Source organism: Streptomyces sp. NBC_00878 (genome assembly GCF_026341515.1).
In the GTDB taxonomy this organism is placed as follows: Bacteria; Actinomycetota; Actinomycetes; order Streptomycetales; family Streptomycetaceae; genus Streptomyces.
The window spans coordinates 1,813,180-1,829,438 of sequence record NZ_JAPEOK010000001.1; the positions used below are offsets into that span (position 1 = coordinate 1,813,180).

Annotated in this window: 13 protein-coding genes; 4 read left to right on the top strand and 9 right to left on the bottom strand. The window is 70.8% G+C overall.

What is annotated here, in order from left to right:
• Positions 1-9: 9 nt before the first annotated feature.
• The 8 genes from OHA11_RS07390 to OHA11_RS07425 all read right to left on the bottom strand — a co-directional run bounded on the left by OHA11_RS07390 (position 10) and on the right by OHA11_RS07425 (position 10,815).
• Positions 10-930 carry a dihydrodipicolinate synthase family protein gene (locus OHA11_RS07390; protein WP_266493200.1) on the bottom strand — a complete coding sequence of 307 codons (921 nt, stop codon included), beginning with the start codon at positions 928-930 and terminating at the stop codon, positions 10-12.
• Positions 927-2,390 carry an NAD(P)/FAD-dependent oxidoreductase gene (locus OHA11_RS07395; protein ID WP_266493206.1) on the bottom strand — a complete coding sequence of 488 codons (1,464 nt, stop codon included), beginning with the start codon at positions 2,388-2,390 and terminating at the stop codon, positions 927-929. The genes OHA11_RS07390 and OHA11_RS07395 overlap by 4 nt, the downstream gene beginning before the upstream one ends.
• A complete protein-coding gene (locus OHA11_RS07400; protein WP_266493209.1) occupies positions 2,383-2,691 on the bottom strand; it encodes a (2Fe-2S)-binding protein in 309 nt (102 codons plus the stop codon). Before OHA11_RS07400 ends, OHA11_RS07395 begins: the two co-directional genes overlap by 8 nt.
• On the bottom strand, positions 2,688-3,866 hold the full coding sequence (locus OHA11_RS07405) for an FAD-binding oxidoreductase (protein WP_266493210.1): 1,179 nt from the start codon (positions 3,864-3,866) through the stop codon (positions 2,688-2,690). Before OHA11_RS07405 ends, OHA11_RS07400 begins: the two co-directional genes overlap by 4 nt.
• A gap of 219 nt (positions 3,867-4,085) precedes the next feature.
• Positions 4,086-4,808, bottom strand: a complete 723-nt coding sequence (locus OHA11_RS07410; protein ID WP_266493211.1) for a class I SAM-dependent methyltransferase — start codon at positions 4,806-4,808, stop codon at positions 4,086-4,088.
• Positions 4,809-5,019: 211 nt separating this feature from the next.
• Positions 5,020-7,485 (bottom strand): SpoIIE family protein phosphatase, encoded by a 2,466-nt coding sequence (locus OHA11_RS07415; protein WP_266493214.1) that lies wholly within the window; start codon positions 7,483-7,485, stop codon positions 5,020-5,022.
• 211 nt (positions 7,486-7,696) lie between these two features.
• Positions 7,697-10,093, bottom strand: a complete 2,397-nt coding sequence (locus OHA11_RS07420; protein ID WP_266493215.1) for an MFS transporter — start codon at positions 10,091-10,093, stop codon at positions 7,697-7,699.
• A gap of 278 nt (positions 10,094-10,371) precedes the next feature.
• The gene (locus OHA11_RS07425; RefSeq protein WP_266493217.1) at positions 10,372-10,815 is read right to left on the bottom strand and encodes an SRPBCC family protein; all 444 of its coding nucleotides are present in this window, start codon (positions 10,813-10,815) and stop codon (positions 10,372-10,374) included.
• A gap of 184 nt (positions 10,816-10,999) precedes the next feature.
• On the opposite strand from OHA11_RS07425, the gene OHA11_RS07430 reads away from it, so the two are divergent.
• From OHA11_RS07430 to OHA11_RS07445, 4 genes are all read left to right on the top strand, one after another.
• Positions 11,000-12,031: an Rv2578c family radical SAM protein gene (locus tag OHA11_RS07430; RefSeq protein ID WP_266493219.1), complete on the top strand. Its 1,032-nt coding sequence runs from the start codon at positions 11,000-11,002 to the stop codon at positions 12,029-12,031.
• A gap of 302 nt (positions 12,032-12,333) precedes the next feature.
• Complete coding sequence (locus OHA11_RS07435) at positions 12,334-13,932, top strand: alpha/beta hydrolase (protein WP_266493220.1); 1,599 nt, start codon at positions 12,334-12,336, stop codon at positions 13,930-13,932.
• 76 nt (positions 13,933-14,008) lie between these two features.
• The gene (locus tag OHA11_RS07440) at positions 14,009-14,407 is read left to right on the top strand and encodes a RidA family protein (RefSeq protein ID WP_266493221.1); all 399 of its coding nucleotides are present in this window, start codon (positions 14,009-14,011) and stop codon (positions 14,405-14,407) included.
• A 58-nt stretch (positions 14,408-14,465) separates the two neighbouring features.
• Positions 14,466-15,035, top strand: a complete 570-nt coding sequence (locus tag OHA11_RS07445; protein WP_266493223.1) for a GNAT family N-acetyltransferase — start codon at positions 14,466-14,468, stop codon at positions 15,033-15,035.
• A 7-nt stretch (positions 15,036-15,042) separates the two neighbouring features.
• Here the strand turns inward: OHA11_RS07445 and OHA11_RS07450 are convergent, their stop codons facing one another.
• A complete protein-coding gene (locus tag OHA11_RS07450; protein ID WP_266493225.1) occupies positions 15,043-16,101 on the bottom strand; it encodes an ATP-binding protein in 1,059 nt (352 codons plus the stop codon).
• Positions 16,102-16,259: the final 158 nt, after the last annotated feature.

The window sequence follows — 16,259 nt, forward strand, 5'->3', positions numbered from 1 at the left end:
GGGACGGACTCAGGCGAGCCCTGCGGCGACGGCCCGCTCGGTGGCCTCGCGCACGGCCTGCTCCTGCTCGGGAAGAAGCGGCACGCGCGGCGCCCGTACGGGACCGCCGTGCCGCCCCACGATGTCCATCGACAACTTGATGGCCTGTACGAACTCGGTCTGCGAGTCCCAGCGCAGCAGCGGATGCAGCTGGCGGTAGAGCTTGCCCGCGGTGTCCAGGTCGCCCGCGACGGCGGCGCGGTACAGCGCGACGGACGCGGCGGGCAACGCGTTCGGGTAACCGGCCACCCAGCCCTTGGCTCCCGCGACAGCCAGCTCAAGCAGCACATCGTCGGCGCCGATCAACAGGTCGAGTTCCGGGGCGAGTTCGGCGATGCGATAGGCACGGCGCACGTCACCGGAGAACTCCTTGACCCCCTGGATGTGCCCCTCGCCGTGCAGCTTCGCGAGCAGTTCGGGCACGAGGTCGACCTTGGTGTCGATGGGGTTGTTGTACGCCACGATCGGCACGCCCGCCTCGGCGACCTCCGCGTAGTGGGCGAGGACCGAGCGCTCGTCGGCGCGGTAGGCGTTCGGGGGCAGCAGCATCACGGAGGCGCAGCCCGCGTCGCGTGCCTGCTCGGCCCAGCGACGTGCCTCGGCGGAGCCGTACGCGGCGACTCCGGGCATCACGCGCTGCCCGCCGATCGCGGCCACCGCGGTCTCGACGACCTTGGCCCGCTCCTCCGGGGTGAGCACCTGGTACTCGCCGAGCGAGCCGTTCGGTACGACCCCGTCACAGCCGTTCTCGACGAGCCAGGCGCAATGGTCGGCGTACGCGGCGTAGTTGACGGAGAGATCGTCGTTCAACGGGAGGGCGGTGGCGACGAGGACGCCGCGCCAGGGCCGATGGTCGGTGACGTCGCTGTCGGTGACGTTGTTGTCAGTCATGAGGGGTCCCATCCAGTGGTAGAGGGTGACGTGTCATGAGGTTCACCAGGCTCACGCGCGAGCACCCCGAGGGGCACCGGCCGCGCGAACGGCCGTCGAGAGGGTGTCTCCGGACAGCGCGCGAGCCCCGCCACCGCCGGACCGCACATCCGCCCCTGGCACCAGCCCATCCCGGCCCGGGTCAGCAGTTTCACGGTGCGTACGTCCCCGGCGCCGAGCTCGTCGACGGCCTCCCGGACCGCGGAGGCGGTCACCTCCTCGCACCGGCACACGACGGTGTCGTCGGTGACGTGCTCGGCCCAACGAGCGGGCGGGACACAGACGGTATCGACGGCGGCGAAGAACTCCCGCATCCCAGCACGCGCCTTGGCAGCAGAGGCGTAAGAACTCCTGTCAGGAATACGGGAGTTGAGCCGAGCCGCGATCGAAACCCCGGCGATCCCGCCCTCGGCACCCGCGAGGGCCGCGCCGCCGATTCCCGTGGTCTCACCGGCGGCCCAGACGCCGGGCACGTCGGTGCGCTGTTCGTCGTCCACGGCGACGTCAACGCCGTCGAGACGGCAACCGAGCGCTTCCGCGAGATCGGTGTGCGGGAGCATGCCGTGACCGACGGCGAGGGTGTCGCAGGGGATGCGCCGTTCGGTTCCCGGCCGGACCCGTCCGTCCCCGTCGAGGGCGGCGACGGTCACGGCTTCGAGCCGACCGGTGCCGTGTGCGGCGACGACCGTGTGACGAACCCGGGTCCGGACTCGGTACCGCGCCAACTCGGCCGCGTACCAGGCACCTTCGGCGAGTTTCGCGGGATGGGCGGCGAGCACGCGGGCATGCCGGACGAAGGCCCTGGGGTCGGCGGACTCCACGAGGGCCGCGACCTTCGCCCCGGCCGAGGCGAGCCCGACGGCCACGGGCAGCAGCAACGGCCCGGTCCCGGCCACCACGGCGGTACGCCCCGGCAGCACGAGCCCGCCCTTGAGCATGGCCTGCGCCCCACCCGCGGTCACCACTCCGGGAAGGGTCCAGCCGGGAAAGGGGAGGACCTTCTCGTACCCACCGGTGGCGAGCAGCACGGCGTCGGCGTGGACGGTGACGGGCTCCTCCTGCTCGGGTCCGAGCAGAGCGTGGACGGTGAAGGAAGCGGGGGCTCCGCCGGTGGTGCCGGACTGCCGCTCCACGAACCACACATGATGATCCGTCAGACTCGTAACCCGACCCGCGGCGACATGCCCCGCGAGTCCGTCACGGAGCCGTTCCCAGGTACGCCACTGGTGGTGCAGGGCCTGGGGGCGTCGGGCTCCGAGCCCCGGGGCGGTCTGGCGGTAGAACTGCCCACCGGCCTGGGCGGCGGAGTCGACGAGGGTCACCCGCACACCGCGCGCGGCAGCGGCGAGGGCGGCCGTGAGCCCGGCGGGACCCGCGCCGATCACGGCGAGGTGGGGTCGGCCGTCCGTTCGGTCAGTCATGGTGACCGGTCCCTTTCTGCGTGCGGATCACGTCCCCGGCCTCGGCGGGTACCAGACAAGCCCGTTGGTTCACCCGCCCGTTGACGCTCACCAGACAGTCGAAGCACACCCCGATGCCACAGAAGACACCGCGCGGCTCACCGCTCCCCCGGGTCGTACGCCAGGACGTGATGCCCGCCGACCAGAGTGCGGCGGCGATCGTCTGACCGGGCAGGACGGTGATCTCCCGGCCGTCGAAGGTGACGGTGAAGGCGGGGCCGCGCCGGGCGTCGACCAGGTCGAGCGGAGTGCGGGGCGTCATGGAGCCTCCTCGGTCACGGGATCCGGAAAGCGGTCGGGGCGGAATGGCGCGAGGTCCAGGTCGGGGGCCTTCGCCGCCAGCACCTGCGCGATCAAGTGGCCCGTCCCGGTGGCGAGTCCGATGCCCGCGCCCTCGTGCCCGCACGCGTGGAAGAGCCCGGGCACGCGCGCGTCCGGCCCGATGGCGGGCAGGTGGTCGGGCAGGTACGGACGGAAGCCGAGGTAGGCGCGCATGGCCTTGACCCCCGCCAGGAAGGGGAACAGCCGAGTGGCCCCCGCCGCGAGCGCCCGGGCGACGGGCAGGGAGAAGGAGCGGTCGAAGCCGACCCGTTCCCGGCTCGCCCCGATCAGTACCGGTCCCGCCGCCGTGCCCTCGACCACGGGGGAGGTCTGCAGCGCGGCCGAGTCGCTGGCCACGTCGGCCACGTAGTCGGCGGCGTACACCTTGTGCCGCACCCGGCGGGGCAGCGGCTCGGTGACGAGGACGAAGCCGCGCCTGGGCAGCACGGGCAGGGACACCCCGGCCAGCGTGGCCACCTCCCCGCCCCAGGTCCCGGCGGCGTTGACGACGGCGGGCGCGTGGACGTCTCCGTGCGAGGTGCGGACTCCACGCACCGCCCCCGCCGCCGTGCGCAGCACCTCCGTGACCGTCCAGCCGGTCCGCAGGGAGGCACCGGCCGCACGGGCGAGCCGTACGAGATGGGCGGCGGCCAGCGTCGGCATCACCTGGGCGTCCTGCGGATAGCGGACGCCGCCCGCGAGCCCCTTCGCCAAGTAGGGCTCCAGATCATGGAGTTCACCGGCGGCGACGGACACGGCCGCCACTCCGGCGGAGCGCTGCCCGGCGGCGAGGCCCTCCAGAGCCGCGAGCCCCTCCGGCGCGGACGCCACGACGAGCCCGCCCTTGACCTCGTACTCGACGGCCGCGGCCACTCCGGTTTCGGCAGCCAGATCGGCCCACAACCGCCCGGAGAGCAGAGCAAGTTCGAGTTCGGGCCCGGGTTCCTTGTCCGAGACGAGCAGATTGCCTTCACCCGCGCCGGTAGTACCCCCGGCCACCGGCCCCCGGTCCACCAGAACGACACTCAGCCCTGCCCGAACCGCGTACAGAGCACTAGCGGCCCCGACCATCCCGGCTCCAACAACGACAACATCGCAGGTCAGCGACTTGGTCACGCCAGTACTATGTCACATACCTCTGTACGGGCCAAGGGTGCCGTGGGGCTGCTCTGAGGCGAACGGCACCGATCAAACCCCGGTCACAGCCCCGCCCAGGGGCGCGGGGCTGTGACATTGTGCGGCTCCTCCCCCACCGTGGGCGCGACCAGCCCCCAGCCACCCGCACCCAACACTCAACGTTCAATCCCCATCCCCAACTGAGGATCACGCGAAATCTCAGACCCGCCCCACAACAACCCACTTCGACGGCAACTCGATCCGCGTACCGTCCGCCAAATACTCCGTCGTGACAAGCGGCAGCTCCCCACTCGCCAGAACAACAAGCCCAGCGGCCCGCAGATATTCCGGCACGGCGGCATCAGCCACCTCCCCCGGCGCAATGCCATGCCGAAACACGGGCGCCAGCTTGGCCGGCGGCCCCCCGGGCCCCTGGGCGAGACCTCGCAACAGCGGCCCCGCCGCCTCGGCAAGCTCAACAACAAAGGCACGCCCCCGGTCACCCACAAGCGTGGCGAGCCCATCCACCAGCGGCTGCCGATCATCCGGCTCGCACTGATGCAGAACTCCCCGCATATACACGTTCACGTCCCCGAGCTCTGCGTGCAGCGTCTCCGCCTCGACCTTCTCGGCCGCGTCGAACAGCCGGTAGGAGGCCTGCCCCGCCGGGTCCGCGAGCCGGGCGTGATCGAGGGCCGCAGCCGAAAGGTCGGCACCGACGACCCGCGGATAGCGGTCGGCGAGGAACCGCGTCTGGGTCCCGTTGCCGCACCCGAGATCCACGAGAGGCAGGCCGGGAGCCGCCAAGTGCGGTTCGAACAAACCGAGATGGACCCCGGCCGTGACCGAGGGCTCGGCGTCCCAGAAGACGGCCCCCTGCTCGCCGGGGGCCTCACGCCAGAAGCCCTCCCAGGCCTCTCTGTACCGAGTCGTCACACTCATGCCAGCTCCCCAGGACGCGACAGCGGACCGCCGAAAAGCGACGGGCAGTCCGGTTTATCGCGCCCGGAGTGAAGCGACAAGCACGCGGCGCACACCTTCACCGCTCATTCGGCAGCCGCACGCCGATGTGCGCCCCTCGTGCCCCTCGCTCCCCAAGATCCGGTCAGCGAGGCATGGCCGAGCTGAACTGAGCTGAGCTGAGCTGACAGGCCTAACGGCCCGGGATGGTCAATTCGAACCACACCGTCTTGCCGGAACTCGTCCGACTGGTCCCCCACTCCCGCGCCAGCGCGCTGACCACACGCATCCCGCGCCCGAACTCGTCGAGCCGGCGCGCACTGAGCAACGTCGGCAGGGTGTGGTCGTCGTCATCCACCTCGCACACCAGCGTCTCGCCTCGCACGAGCCGCAGCTCGATCGGGCGGCTGTGGGAGTGCCGTACGGCATTGGTGACCAGCTCGCTGACCATCAACTCGGCGTTGTCGACAAGGGAGTTCAGGCCCCACACGTGGAGCTGTTCGCGGACCACGGCACGTGACCTGCTGACCTCCATCGGGTCGTGGCCGATCCGCCACCGGGCGACGTCCTCGGGCTCGATGCCGTTGAGCCGTGCCATCAGGAGCGCCACGTCGTCCTTGCGTCCGCCGCGGGTGTTGAGGGCGCGGATGATGGTGTCGCAGGCGTCGTCCATGGAAGCGGCCGGGTGCGCGGCGGACTCGCAGAGCGTGGCGAGTCCGACCCCGATGTCCTCACCGCGGACCTCGACCAGGCCGTCGGTGCACATCACGAGCCGGTCGCCGGGCGCCACCCGGACCGCTACGGACTCGAAGGGCACCCCGCCGACGCCGATGGGCGCACCCGTGGGCAGGTCGAGCAGATCACTGCGGCCGTCCTCCGCGCGTACCAACACCGGTGGGATATGGCCCGCGTTGGCAATCTGCAGCTCGCTCGCGATGGGGTCGTACACCGCGTACAGGCAGGTGGCGAGGTAGTGCTCGCCGAGGCGCTGCGCCAAGTCGTCGAGGTTGCGCAGGAGTTGGGCGGGCGGCAGGTCGAGGGCGGCCATGGTCTGGACGGCGGTGCGCATCTGCCCCATCATCGCTGCGGAGTTGAGGCCGTGACCCATCACATCGCCGACGACGAGCGCGGTCCGCGAACCAGGCAGCTTGACCGAGTCGAACCAGTCACCGCCGACCCGCCCCAGCAACGTACCCGGCAGATAGCGGGTCGCGATGTCGCAGCCCGCCATGCGCGGGGCGATGTGCGGCAGCATGCTGTCCTGGAGGGTCTCGGCGACGCTCTCCTGGTACGTGTACATGCGGGCGTTGTCGAGGACGAGCCCGGCGCGGGCGGCGAGTTCGGCGCCGGTGACGCGGTCCATGTCGTTGAACTCGACGCGCTCGGGGTGGCGGAGCAGGATCATGAAGCCGAGAACCACGTTGCGGGCCTTGAGGGGCACGACGAGCATGGAGCGGCCCGTGATGAGGGGCCGGATGTCGCGCTTCTCGAACTGCGCGGCGATCATGTGCCCCATCTGCTCGCTGATGCGCGGCACGAGCACGGGATCGCCGGTGGTCATGCACTGGAAGAACGGGGTGTGCGCGGGGAACGGCATGGCCTCGCCGACCGGTACGACGTCGTCCCAGCGGCCTGGTTCGTCCGTGTGCTCCACGGCGACCCGGTGCCACATGGTGGTCGTGTCGGGCACGCCTTCGGGGAAGCCCTCGCCTGCGACGACCTGTTCGCGCAGATAGGTCCCGGCCACGTCCGTGAAGCGCGGGACGACGGCCCGGCTGACCTCGACGATGGTGCGGGACAGGTCGAGCGAGGTGCCGATCCGCCCGCTGACCTCGTTCAGGAATTCCAGGCGCTCGCGCACGGCGGCGTATTCGAGGTCCTCGCCCTCGTCGTCCGCGGCCTGCGGCAGGGGCGCGCCGGAGGCCGCCGCCGCGGCGGCCCGCTCCTGGCGCGCCTTGCGCTCGGCGCGCCGCGGCACGCCCCAGTCGGGGGTGACGGGCACACGGTCGTTCTGGCTGAACTCCAGGACGGGATAGCCCAGTTCGAGGACCTGGGCGACGATGCGGGCGCCCTCGCCGACGCTCATGCTGGGGAGGATCTCGGGCAGCCTGCGGGCCAGTTCCTCGGCGCCGGGGAAGTCGGTGTGCAGCGCGAACCCGGGCGCGATGCGCTCCACGCCCACGCCCACGCCCACGCCGGTGTCCTCGTGGTGCAGTCCGCCCGCGTCGGCGGCGAGCACGAGCAGCCGCTCGGGTCCTGGCCCGACCAGCGGATACGCCCACCACAGCACGTCGATCCGGTCATGGTCACGGTCGCTGTCGGACGCCGACAACCGCGCGCGTCCCGCCGCCGGATAGGACAGCCGCCCGTCGAGGGAGGACTCCAGGTCGGGCCCGAGCCCGTCGTACGCCGAGTAGGCCCCGTAGGGGGCGGTCTCGTCGTCGTCGGGCAGAGCGCCGGAAACGGGCAGCAGATCGACGGCGGGCCGCCCGACCGCGTCCTCCTTGGCCGCGCCGAAGAGCCGCCGGGCGCCCCGGCTCCAGTGCGAAACAAGACCATCACGGTCGACGAGCACGACGGCCAACGGAATCCGACCCGCCGCGACCCCGTTAGCGACCGCACGGCCATGAGCTGTGCCCATCTCGGTGCCACGGTCCATGGCCCAGGCCCTCTCTCCCCACGGTCCGCAAGATCTGTACCGCCACAACCACGGTACGTCCGCGCCTGGTTGCCATGTGTGGCATTGAGGGAATTGACTCCGGCGCACACCAGCGCCCCGATAGGGGCGCGGGGCTGTGACATTGAGCGGCTCCGCCGCGTGGGCGCGACAAGCCCCCATAGCCCCGCATCCAACAACGCCCCCTCATCCCTCAGTCTTCATGCCCCAACTGAAGATCCCGCTCGGTCCGCCCACCCCCGGCCACCTGCAAAACGGTAGCCACCGGCGGGTACCCCGCAGCGATCACCGTGTACTCGCCCGAAGAAAGATCAACAAACCGGAACGTTCCCTCACCCCCGGTGGTCAACGTGTCCACCACATTCCCCGCCGCGTCAAGCAGCGTCACCCGCGCATCCTCGACCGGCCGCCCCCCACTGGCCCGCACGGTCCCCCGCAGCACCGCCCCGCCCGCGAGCTCGACATCCTGCCGAGTCTCCCTGGCGGCCTGCACGCTCACCGGCAGCGCGGCGGGACGGAAGGCCGGCGCGCTCCCCGCCAGCGTGTACTCCCCCGCCACCAACTCCGTGATGACGTAACCCCCTTCACGCCCACTGCGCGTCGCGGCGACCACCTCACCGTGCACATTGGTGAGCGTGACGGTCGCGTCCCGCACGGGCGTCCCGTCCGCCGTCACCACGCTCCCGGCCAGCCGTCCGGCACCGCCGAGCACGACGTCCAGCTCGACCGCCCGCTCCCCGACGGTGACGCTGACGGCCTGCGGCTGATGCCCGCCGGCCGCGGCGATGAGGACGTACGACCCCGCCCCGGGCGTCGACAGGGCGTACCGTCCGTCGTCCCCGCTCGCGCCCCGCCCGATCTGCTGTCCCGCGACGTCGATGAGGGTGAGCGCGGCGCGGGGCACGACGGTGCCGTCGGGGTGCTGGACGGTGCCGCAGACGGGCACCCCGGCGGCGTACGTCGAACGGGCCTGCGGGACGGCGGTGTTGAAGGGCGCGGCGGTCTCGGGGGCGGCGGGGGTGTAGTGGGACACCAGCGGTTTCTCCTTGAGGAAGAAGGCGACGAGCAGGCCCAGAACGAGCACCGGCACGAGGTAGAGGAAGATCCGCGGCATGGCGTCGGCGTACGCCGCGATGTAACCGTCGCGAAGCTCGGCGGGCAGTGCGTGGACGAGCTGCGGGGTGATGGACTCGGGGTCGGGCAGGCCCGCCCCGGCGGGCAGCCGGTCGGCGAGGGAGTCGGCGAGCCGGTCGGCGAAGAGCGTGCCGAAGATCGCGGCGCCGACGCTGCCGCCGATCTGCCGGAAGTAGTTGTTGGCACTGGTCGCGGTGCCGAGGTCGCGGGGCTCCACGGAGTTCTGCACGGCGAGGATCAGTACGGGCATGATCAGGCCGATCCCGGCGCCGAGGACGGCCATCCAGACGCTGTAGTGCAGCCGGGGCGTGCCGGCTTCGAGCCGCGACAGGAGCCACATGCCGAGGACGGACAGGGCGCCGCCGAGGATCGGGTAGATCTTGTAGTGGCCGCTGCGGCTGATGAGTTGGCCCGAGACGACCGAGGCGCCGACGATGCCGGCCATCATCGGGAGCATGAGGAGTCCGGACTCGGTGGCGGTGGCGCCGTCGACCATCTGCAGGTACGTGGGCAGATAGCTGGCCGCTCCGAAGAGGGCGACCCCGACGATCACGCCCACCAGAGCGGTGACGTTGAAGACCCCGTCGCGGAACAGCCGCAGGGGGATGAGGGGTTCGACCGCGAAGTGCTCGACGACGAGGAACAGGGCCGTCGAGGCGACGGCTCCGACGCCGAGCCCGAGGATGACCCGCGAGTCCCACGCGTACTCGGTTCCGCCCCAACTGGTCAGCAGGACCAGGCAGGTCGAGGCGGCGGCGAGCAGCAGGGCGCCGAGGACGTCGAGGCGAGGCCGGGGGGTCGGCTTCGGCAGTTTGAGCACGACGGCGACGACGGCGAGGGTGACCAGGCCGAAGGGCACGTTGATGTAGAAGCACCAGCGCCAGGACAGGTGGTCGGTGAAGTAGCCGCCGAGCAGGGGCCCCGCGACCGACGCGAGGCCGAAGGCCGCGCCGATCAGGCCCATGAAGCGGCCGCGTTCCCGGGGCGGCACGATGTCCGCGATGATCGCCTGCACGCCGATCATGAGTCCGCCGGCGCCGACGCCCTGGAGTGCGCGGAAGGCGATCAACTGGTCCATGGTGCGCGACCAGCCGGCCAGCGCGGAGCCGATCACGAAGACGACGATCGCGAACTGGAAGACGCCCTTGCGGCCGTAGAGGTCGCCGAACTTGCCGTAGACGGGCAGTCCGACGGTGGCCGTGAGCAGGTACGCGGTGATGGCCCAGGACATCCGGTCCAGGCCGTGCAGCTCCCCGACGATCTTCGGGAGCGCGGTGGCGACGATCATCTGCTCCAGCGCGGCGAGCAGCAGCGCCAGCATCAGCGCGAAGAACACCATCCGTACGCGGCCCGGGCTGAGCGCATCGAACTGCGGTGGTTCCGGCGGCCCTTGGGGTGTGTCAGGGACAGGAACCGAAACGCCGCGCTCGCCCGTCGCCAGAGTCGTCCCGCCCACGTGCTGCTCCCCTCGTCGCGCCTGCGCGGCCCATTTCTCGCATTACGCGACAACTGGGAGCAAGCGCGACGAGTCGCACGTCAGTGGGGCTCAACGGACGTAACCGCCGGTGGGAGCCCTACGGCGGACGGCGGAGCCATACCGAAAACCACTCGAAACGGTGAGCGTGAGAATCGCCCGGCCGAGCGTCTCCGCACACCCACGGCGACCGCCCGAAGGGTCACTTCTCCACGGCGACCGCCCGGAGGGCTACTTCTCCACCTTGAGCGCCCGGAGGGCTACTTCTCCACCTCGGTGGCGAGCTTCGCCAGCACCTCGTCGTAGATCCGCCCGAGGCCCTTGGGCGCGAAGGTCTTCTCGAAGAAGCCGCCGATGCCGCCGGCGCCGTTCCAGACGGTGGTCACGACGACCCGGGACTTGCCCTCGCCGGCCGGGGTGACCCGCCAGGTGGTCACCATCGTGGAGTTGCGGTCCTTCTCGACGAGCTCGCCGTCGGTGGGCTCGCTCACTTCGAGCAGGCAGTCGCGGACGCGCTTGCTCGTGGCCTGGAGCTTCCAGTGGACGAGGCTGCCCTCGCCGTCACCGCCCTCGCGCACCTCGTACTCGCTGAAGTGCCCGCTCAGGAGCTTCGCACGCGTGCCGGTGTAGTCGGCCAGCGCATCGAACACGTCATCCGGCTGAGCCGCTACGACTCGCTCCGTGGTGGCCTCGACCTGCGCCATTGCGTTCCTCCAGCACTCGGGATCTCGGGGGTCAGCGCTCAGCCAACCATCAGGCGGGCGAGCCGCCCAAATCGGGGTCCCCTCAGGGGCCCGGAGCCCCGGACGCCACGCCGATCGAAAATGAGTTCGCACGATCAAGGGAACATGTGTTCTATTCTGTACCCAGTGCTATCGAGGAGGCCTCATGCGCTGGGAGAACCTCACAGTGGAGTCCGGCGGGAACCCGCCGAGGGATGCCGCGCTGTTCGGCGCGGACGCGGTGACGACACGTACGTTCGACACCCCGGAGTTCCGTGGAATCACGTTCCACGAGATCCGGGCCAAGTCGATCGTGAACCGGGTGCCGGGCGCCTCGCGCATGCCCTTCGAGTGGACGGTCAACCCCTATCGGGGGTGCACGCACGCGTGTGTCTACTGTTTCGCCCGCAAGACCCACAGCTATCTGGACCTCGACACGGGGCTCGGCTTCGACAGCCAGATCGTGGTGAAGGTGAACGCCCCGGAGCTGCTCCGACGGCATCTCGGTTCGCGGCGCTGGCTCGGCGACCACATAGCGATGGGCACGAACGTGGACTGCTACCAGCGCGCCGAGGGCCGCTACCAGCTGATGCCCGGCATCATCGCGGCCCTGCGCGACCACGCGAACCCCTTCTCGATCCTCACCAAGGGCACGCTGATCCTGCGTGACCTCGACCTCCTGAAGCAGGCAGCCGCGGTCACCGAGGTCGGGATCTCCGTCTCCGTGGGCTTCACCGACCGCGAGCTGTGGCGGACCGTGGAGCCGGGCACGCCCGCCCCCGAGCGCCGCCTCGACGCCGTCCGCACGCTCAGCGACCACGGCATCGACTGCGGGGTCCTGATGGCCCCGGTGATCCCCTTCCTTGGCGACGACCCGTCCCAACTGCGCGCCACGGTACGGGCGATCGCGGCATCCGGCGCGACCTCGGTCACCCCGCTCGTGCTGCATCTGCGGCCGGGGGCACGCGAGTGGTTCATGGACTGGCTGCGGCACCACCACCCGTATCTGGTGCGCCGCTACGAGCGGCTGTACGCGGAGGGGGCCTACGCCCCGAAGTGGTACCAGCGCCGGATCACCCGTCAGGTCCACGAACTGGCCGAGGAGTACGGGATAGGCCCCACGCGCGCGGGGATGCCCCGCAGGATCCCGGCACTCGAACCGGCCGTTCCGGAGCCCACCCAACTCACGTTCCTCTGACCGGAGCGCCTACCTCTGACCAGCCCCCTGCCCCCGACCGGCACCCCCACCTCGTCTGACCAGCGCGTCTCTTCGGCATCCGGGCGCATCACGCGATCCGATCGGGTCAAACTCTTGCCAGAATCGGTCCTTCCGGGCGCCCGCTCCGGGACGATACGGCGAAGGCCGTGACACGTGCACGGCCCGATCCCTCCGTCCTGGGAGGTCCCATGCCGCATCTCCCCGGGGGGCAACCCCCGGACCCCCGGCCCGAGGAACAGGCCGGAATCCCTGCCCGGAACATCCATGCGAGGCGATTCACCGTGAACCGACGCGCAGCCGCTCTGTGCGGTGCCGCCGCTGTGGTGGCCGGAATGATCACCGCGGTCCCGGCCGGCGCGAGCGCGGGCTCCACGACCGCGACAGCGACCGCTCCGCGCACCACGCTCTCCGCCGACTCGGCGAAGCTCACCTGGAAGAAGTGCGGCACCACCAGCTATCCGACGCTCCAGTGCGCGTCCCTGAAGGTGCCGCTCGACCACGCGAACCCGCGCGGCGAGCGCATCACCCTCGCGCTGTCCCGGGTCCCGCACACCGCGAAGAAGTCCCAGGGGCCGCTCCTGGTGAACCCGGGCGGCCCCGGCGGCAGCGGTCTCACGCTCGCCGGGTTCGTCGCGGCCTCGCTGCCGAAGGCGGTGGCGTCGCAGTACGACGTCATCGGCTTCGATCCGCGCGGCGTCGGCGCGAGCAGGCCGGCCCCGAACTGCAAGCCCGGGCACTTCGCGCCCGTACGCCCCGACTCGGTGCCGAACACCCCCGCCCTGGAGAAGGCCAACCTCGACCGGGTCGAGGCCTTCGCGAAGGCCTGCGGCACGAAGTACGGGAAGCTGCTTCCGTACCTCGACACCGTGAGCGCGGTCCAGGACATGGACGCGATCCGGCACGCGCTCGGCGCCAAGAAGATCAACTACTTCGGGTACTCGTACGGCACCTACCTGGGCGCGGTCTACGCGAAGCTCTACCCGGATCGCGTACGGCGCATGGTGCTCGACTCCATCGTCGACCCCACCGGGGTGTGGTACGACGACAACCTCGCGCAGGACTACGCCTTCAACGACCGTCACCAGGCCTTCATGGCGTGGGTCGCCAAGCACAACGCGACGTACAAGCTCGGCACCGATCCGGAGAAGATCGAGGCCAAGTGGTACGCGATGAGGGCGGCGCTGGCGAAGAGGCCCGCGGACAAGACGGTGGGCGCCTCCGAACTGGAGGACACGTTCGTGCCCGGCGGCTACTTCAACGGCTTCTGGCCGTATCTCGCGGAGGCGTTCGCGGCGTTCGTGAACGACAAGAACGACGATCCGCTGGTCGAGGCGTACGAGAACTTCGGTGCCGTCGACGCCGCGGGCGACAACAGCTACAGCATCTACACCTCGGTGCAGTGCCGTGACGCGTCCTGGCCGCGCGACTGGGAGCAGTGGCGCGAGGACAACTGGAAGGTCCACGAGAAGGCGCCCTTCATGACGTGGAGCAACGCCTGGTACAACGCGCCGTGCGCGTTCTGGCCGACGGACTCCCTGGAGCCCGTGGACGTCTCCAACGACTCGGTGCCGCCGGTGCTGCTGTTCCAGGCGACGGACGACGCGGCCACTCCGTACGAGGGTGGCGTCACCGTCCACCACCTCCTGCGCGGCTCCAGCCTGGTGGTCGAGCAGGGAGGCGGCAACCACGGCATCACGCTGAGCGGGAACGCCTGTCTGGACAAGCATCTGGCCACGTATCTGACCAACGGCAAGGTGCCCCGCGGTGGCGGCGCGATCGACGCGGTGTGCAAGAAGCTGCCCGATCCGTCACCGATGAGCACGAAGGCGTCGCCCTCGCGCGGCGCGACTCTGCACGGGCTGCTCGGCTTCCGGGGCTGAGCCCCGGAAGCCGAGCGGAGGTGAGCGGCGGTTGTCCGTCGGGGGCGTTGTCAGTGCCGTGGTGCAGGATTGATCCATGGCCGAACTGACGCGCATCACAGCCCCCGACGGGGTCGCCCCCGCCGCCGCGTACACACACGTCGTCATGGGCTCGGGCCGCTTCGTGGCGATCTCGGGCCAGCTCGCGCTCGACGAGGACGGCAAGCTCGTCGGCGAGGACGACCCGGCGGCCCAGGCCCGCCAGATCTTCGAAAACCTGCGACGCTGCCTGGCCTCGGCCGGAGCCACTTTCGCAGACGTGGTCAAACTGACCTTCTTCGTCACGGACATGGCCCACATGCCGGCCATCCGCGCGGCCAGAGACACACACATACCCCCGACCCACCTCCCAGCCGCCTCGGCCGTCCAGGTCACGGCCCTGGTGAGCCCAGAGTTCCTGATGGAAATCGAGGCGTACGCGGTGCTGCCCGAGTGATCGACAGGTCCGCCGAAATTGGCGGGCTCCCTGGCCCGCGGCCTCCTAGGGTGCCGCCATGGACGACCGCCCCCGCAGCCCCTCCCCCTTCCTCTCCCCCTCCCCCGCCCTTCGCGTCCGCGAGATGGCCCTGGCCGACTGTCCCCGCGTGGCCGGGATCCGCGTACGCGGCTGGCAGACCGCGTACAAGGGATTGATGCCGCAGGCCTACCTCGACGGGCTCGACGTGGCGGACGAGGTCGTGCGTCGGCGGAGCCACTTCGAGCAGGCCGGTGAGGGTGTGGTGAACCTAGTCGCGGAGTGGGACGGCGACATCGTCGGCTGGGCCTGCCACGGGCCGTACAGGGAGGGTGAACTCCGCACCCCGGACGCCGAGTTGTACGCGATCTATGTGGACCCCGACCGGCTCGCGCGCGGGGTGGGACGCGCCCTGTTGCGGGAGTCCGCGGCCCGCTGCACCGCCGCGGGGCACGGCCGGATGCTGCTGTGGGTCCTCCAGGAGAACGCGAACGCGCGTCGCTTCTACGAGAAGGCCGGTTTCGTACGGGACGGAGTCGAGGAACCCTTCGAGGTGGACGGAGTCGAGGTGCCCGAGGTGCGGTATGCCCGTGTGCTGGGCGGCTGCTGAGGGAGGCTCACGGGCTGGGGCTCGTGCCCTTGGGGCCTGTGTGCTGGGGACTCGTGCCCTTGGGGCCTGTGGCCTGGGGCAGGGTCACGCAGAAGATGGCGCCGTTCGGGTGGCCGGGCTCGTACCAGGCGTCGCCGCCATTCGCGCGGGCCAGGCTGCGGGCGATCCACAGACCCAGCCCTGTGCCCTCGGTGGCCGCCGCCGTGGCGGGGTCGCGGCGGTAGCGCTCGAAGAGGTGCGGCACGAACGCCCCGGGGACACCGGGGCCGTGGTCCGCGACGCGCAGCTCGACGCGTCCGCCGGTGGCATGCGCCGTGATCTCCACGGGCTCCCGACCGTAGGCGAGGGCGTTCTCCAGGTAGTTGGTGAAGATCTCGGCGAGGCCCACCCGGTCGACCTGTGCCACCAGGTGCGGTGAAACGGCCAGTCGCAGATCACGGCCGCGGGCCGCGGACTCGGCGAGCCGATCCCGGATGAAGTCCAGCACCTCCACCGCTTCCGGCACACCCTGCTGCCAGGCCCCGTCGATACGGGCCGCGGTGAGCAGCTTGCGGACGAGCGACTGAAGACGGGCCGTGCGCTCGGCGATCCGCTCGACCAGTTCCGCCCGCCGCTCGTCCGTCAGATCGGGCGGGGGTTCCTTCAGTACGTGGACCAGGGCGCCCAAAGCGGCGAGCGGGTTGTGCAGTTGGTGCGCGGCCACCGCGACGACCACGCTCTGGTGTTCCAGGGCGGCCTGGAGGACGTGGTCGGCCTGACTGCGGCGGGTCCCGTCGCGCAGCGCGGCCACGTACAGCCGGCGCTCGTCGAGCCGGGCCAGGGTGACCCGCATCTCGACGACCTTGCTGCGGCCGTTCGGCAGGACCAGTGTGACCTCGGTGGCCTCCCCGTGCACGAGTGGAAAGCCGAATACTGAGCCGATCAGCTCGTCCGCGGGCCGCTCCAGCAGTGCCGCCGCGGCCGGGTTGCAGGCTCGTACGCATCCGTCGGCGTCCACCGCGACGATGCCGTCCGGCGCGGCCAGCATCATGGCCTCGTACAGATCCCGCGGCCCGTCGTCCGTCATGGTGATCGCCCCCGCCGCCCCTACCCTTTCCCGTCCCTTACTCGGGGGCTCCGCCCCCGAACCCCCGCTCCTCAAACGCCGGAGGGGCTGATGATTTCGCAGCCCAGGCCGACAAGCGGGGGCCTGGGGGCGCAGCCCCCAGAAAGGGACGGGAATGG

What these genes read in the sequence shown, in the direction of transcription:
- OHA11_RS07390 (WP_266493200.1), bottom strand. Translation starts at nt 930, where the DNA reads ATGACTGACAACAACGTCACCGACAGCGACGTCACCGACCATCGGCCC.
- OHA11_RS07395 (WP_266493206.1), bottom strand. Translation starts at nt 2,390, where the DNA reads ATGACTGACCGAACGGACGGCCGACCCCACCTCGCCGTGATCGGCGCG.
- OHA11_RS07400 (WP_266493209.1), bottom strand. Translation starts at nt 2,691, where the DNA reads ATGACGCCCCGCACTCCGCTCGACCTGGTCGACGCCCGGCGCGGCCCC.
- OHA11_RS07410 (WP_266493211.1), bottom strand. Translation starts at nt 4,808, where the DNA reads ATGAGTGTGACGACTCGGTACAGAGAGGCCTGGGAGGGCTTCTGGCGT.
- OHA11_RS07415 (WP_266493214.1), bottom strand. Translation starts at nt 7,485, where the DNA reads ATGGACCGTGGCACCGAGATGGGCACAGCTCATGGCCGTGCGGTCGCT.
- OHA11_RS07425 (WP_266493217.1), bottom strand. Translation starts at nt 10,815, where the DNA reads ATGGCGCAGGTCGAGGCCACCACGGAGCGAGTCGTAGCGGCTCAGCCG.
- OHA11_RS07430 (WP_266493219.1), top strand. Translation starts at nt 11,000, where the DNA reads ATGCGCTGGGAGAACCTCACAGTGGAGTCCGGCGGGAACCCGCCGAGG.
- OHA11_RS07440 (WP_266493221.1), top strand. Translation starts at nt 14,009, where the DNA reads ATGGCCGAACTGACGCGCATCACAGCCCCCGACGGGGTCGCCCCCGCC.
- OHA11_RS07445 (WP_266493223.1), top strand. Translation starts at nt 14,466, where the DNA reads ATGGACGACCGCCCCCGCAGCCCCTCCCCCTTCCTCTCCCCCTCCCCC.
- OHA11_RS07450 (WP_266493225.1), bottom strand. Translation starts at nt 16,101, where the DNA reads ATGACGGACGACGGGCCGCGGGATCTGTACGAGGCCATGATGCTGGCC.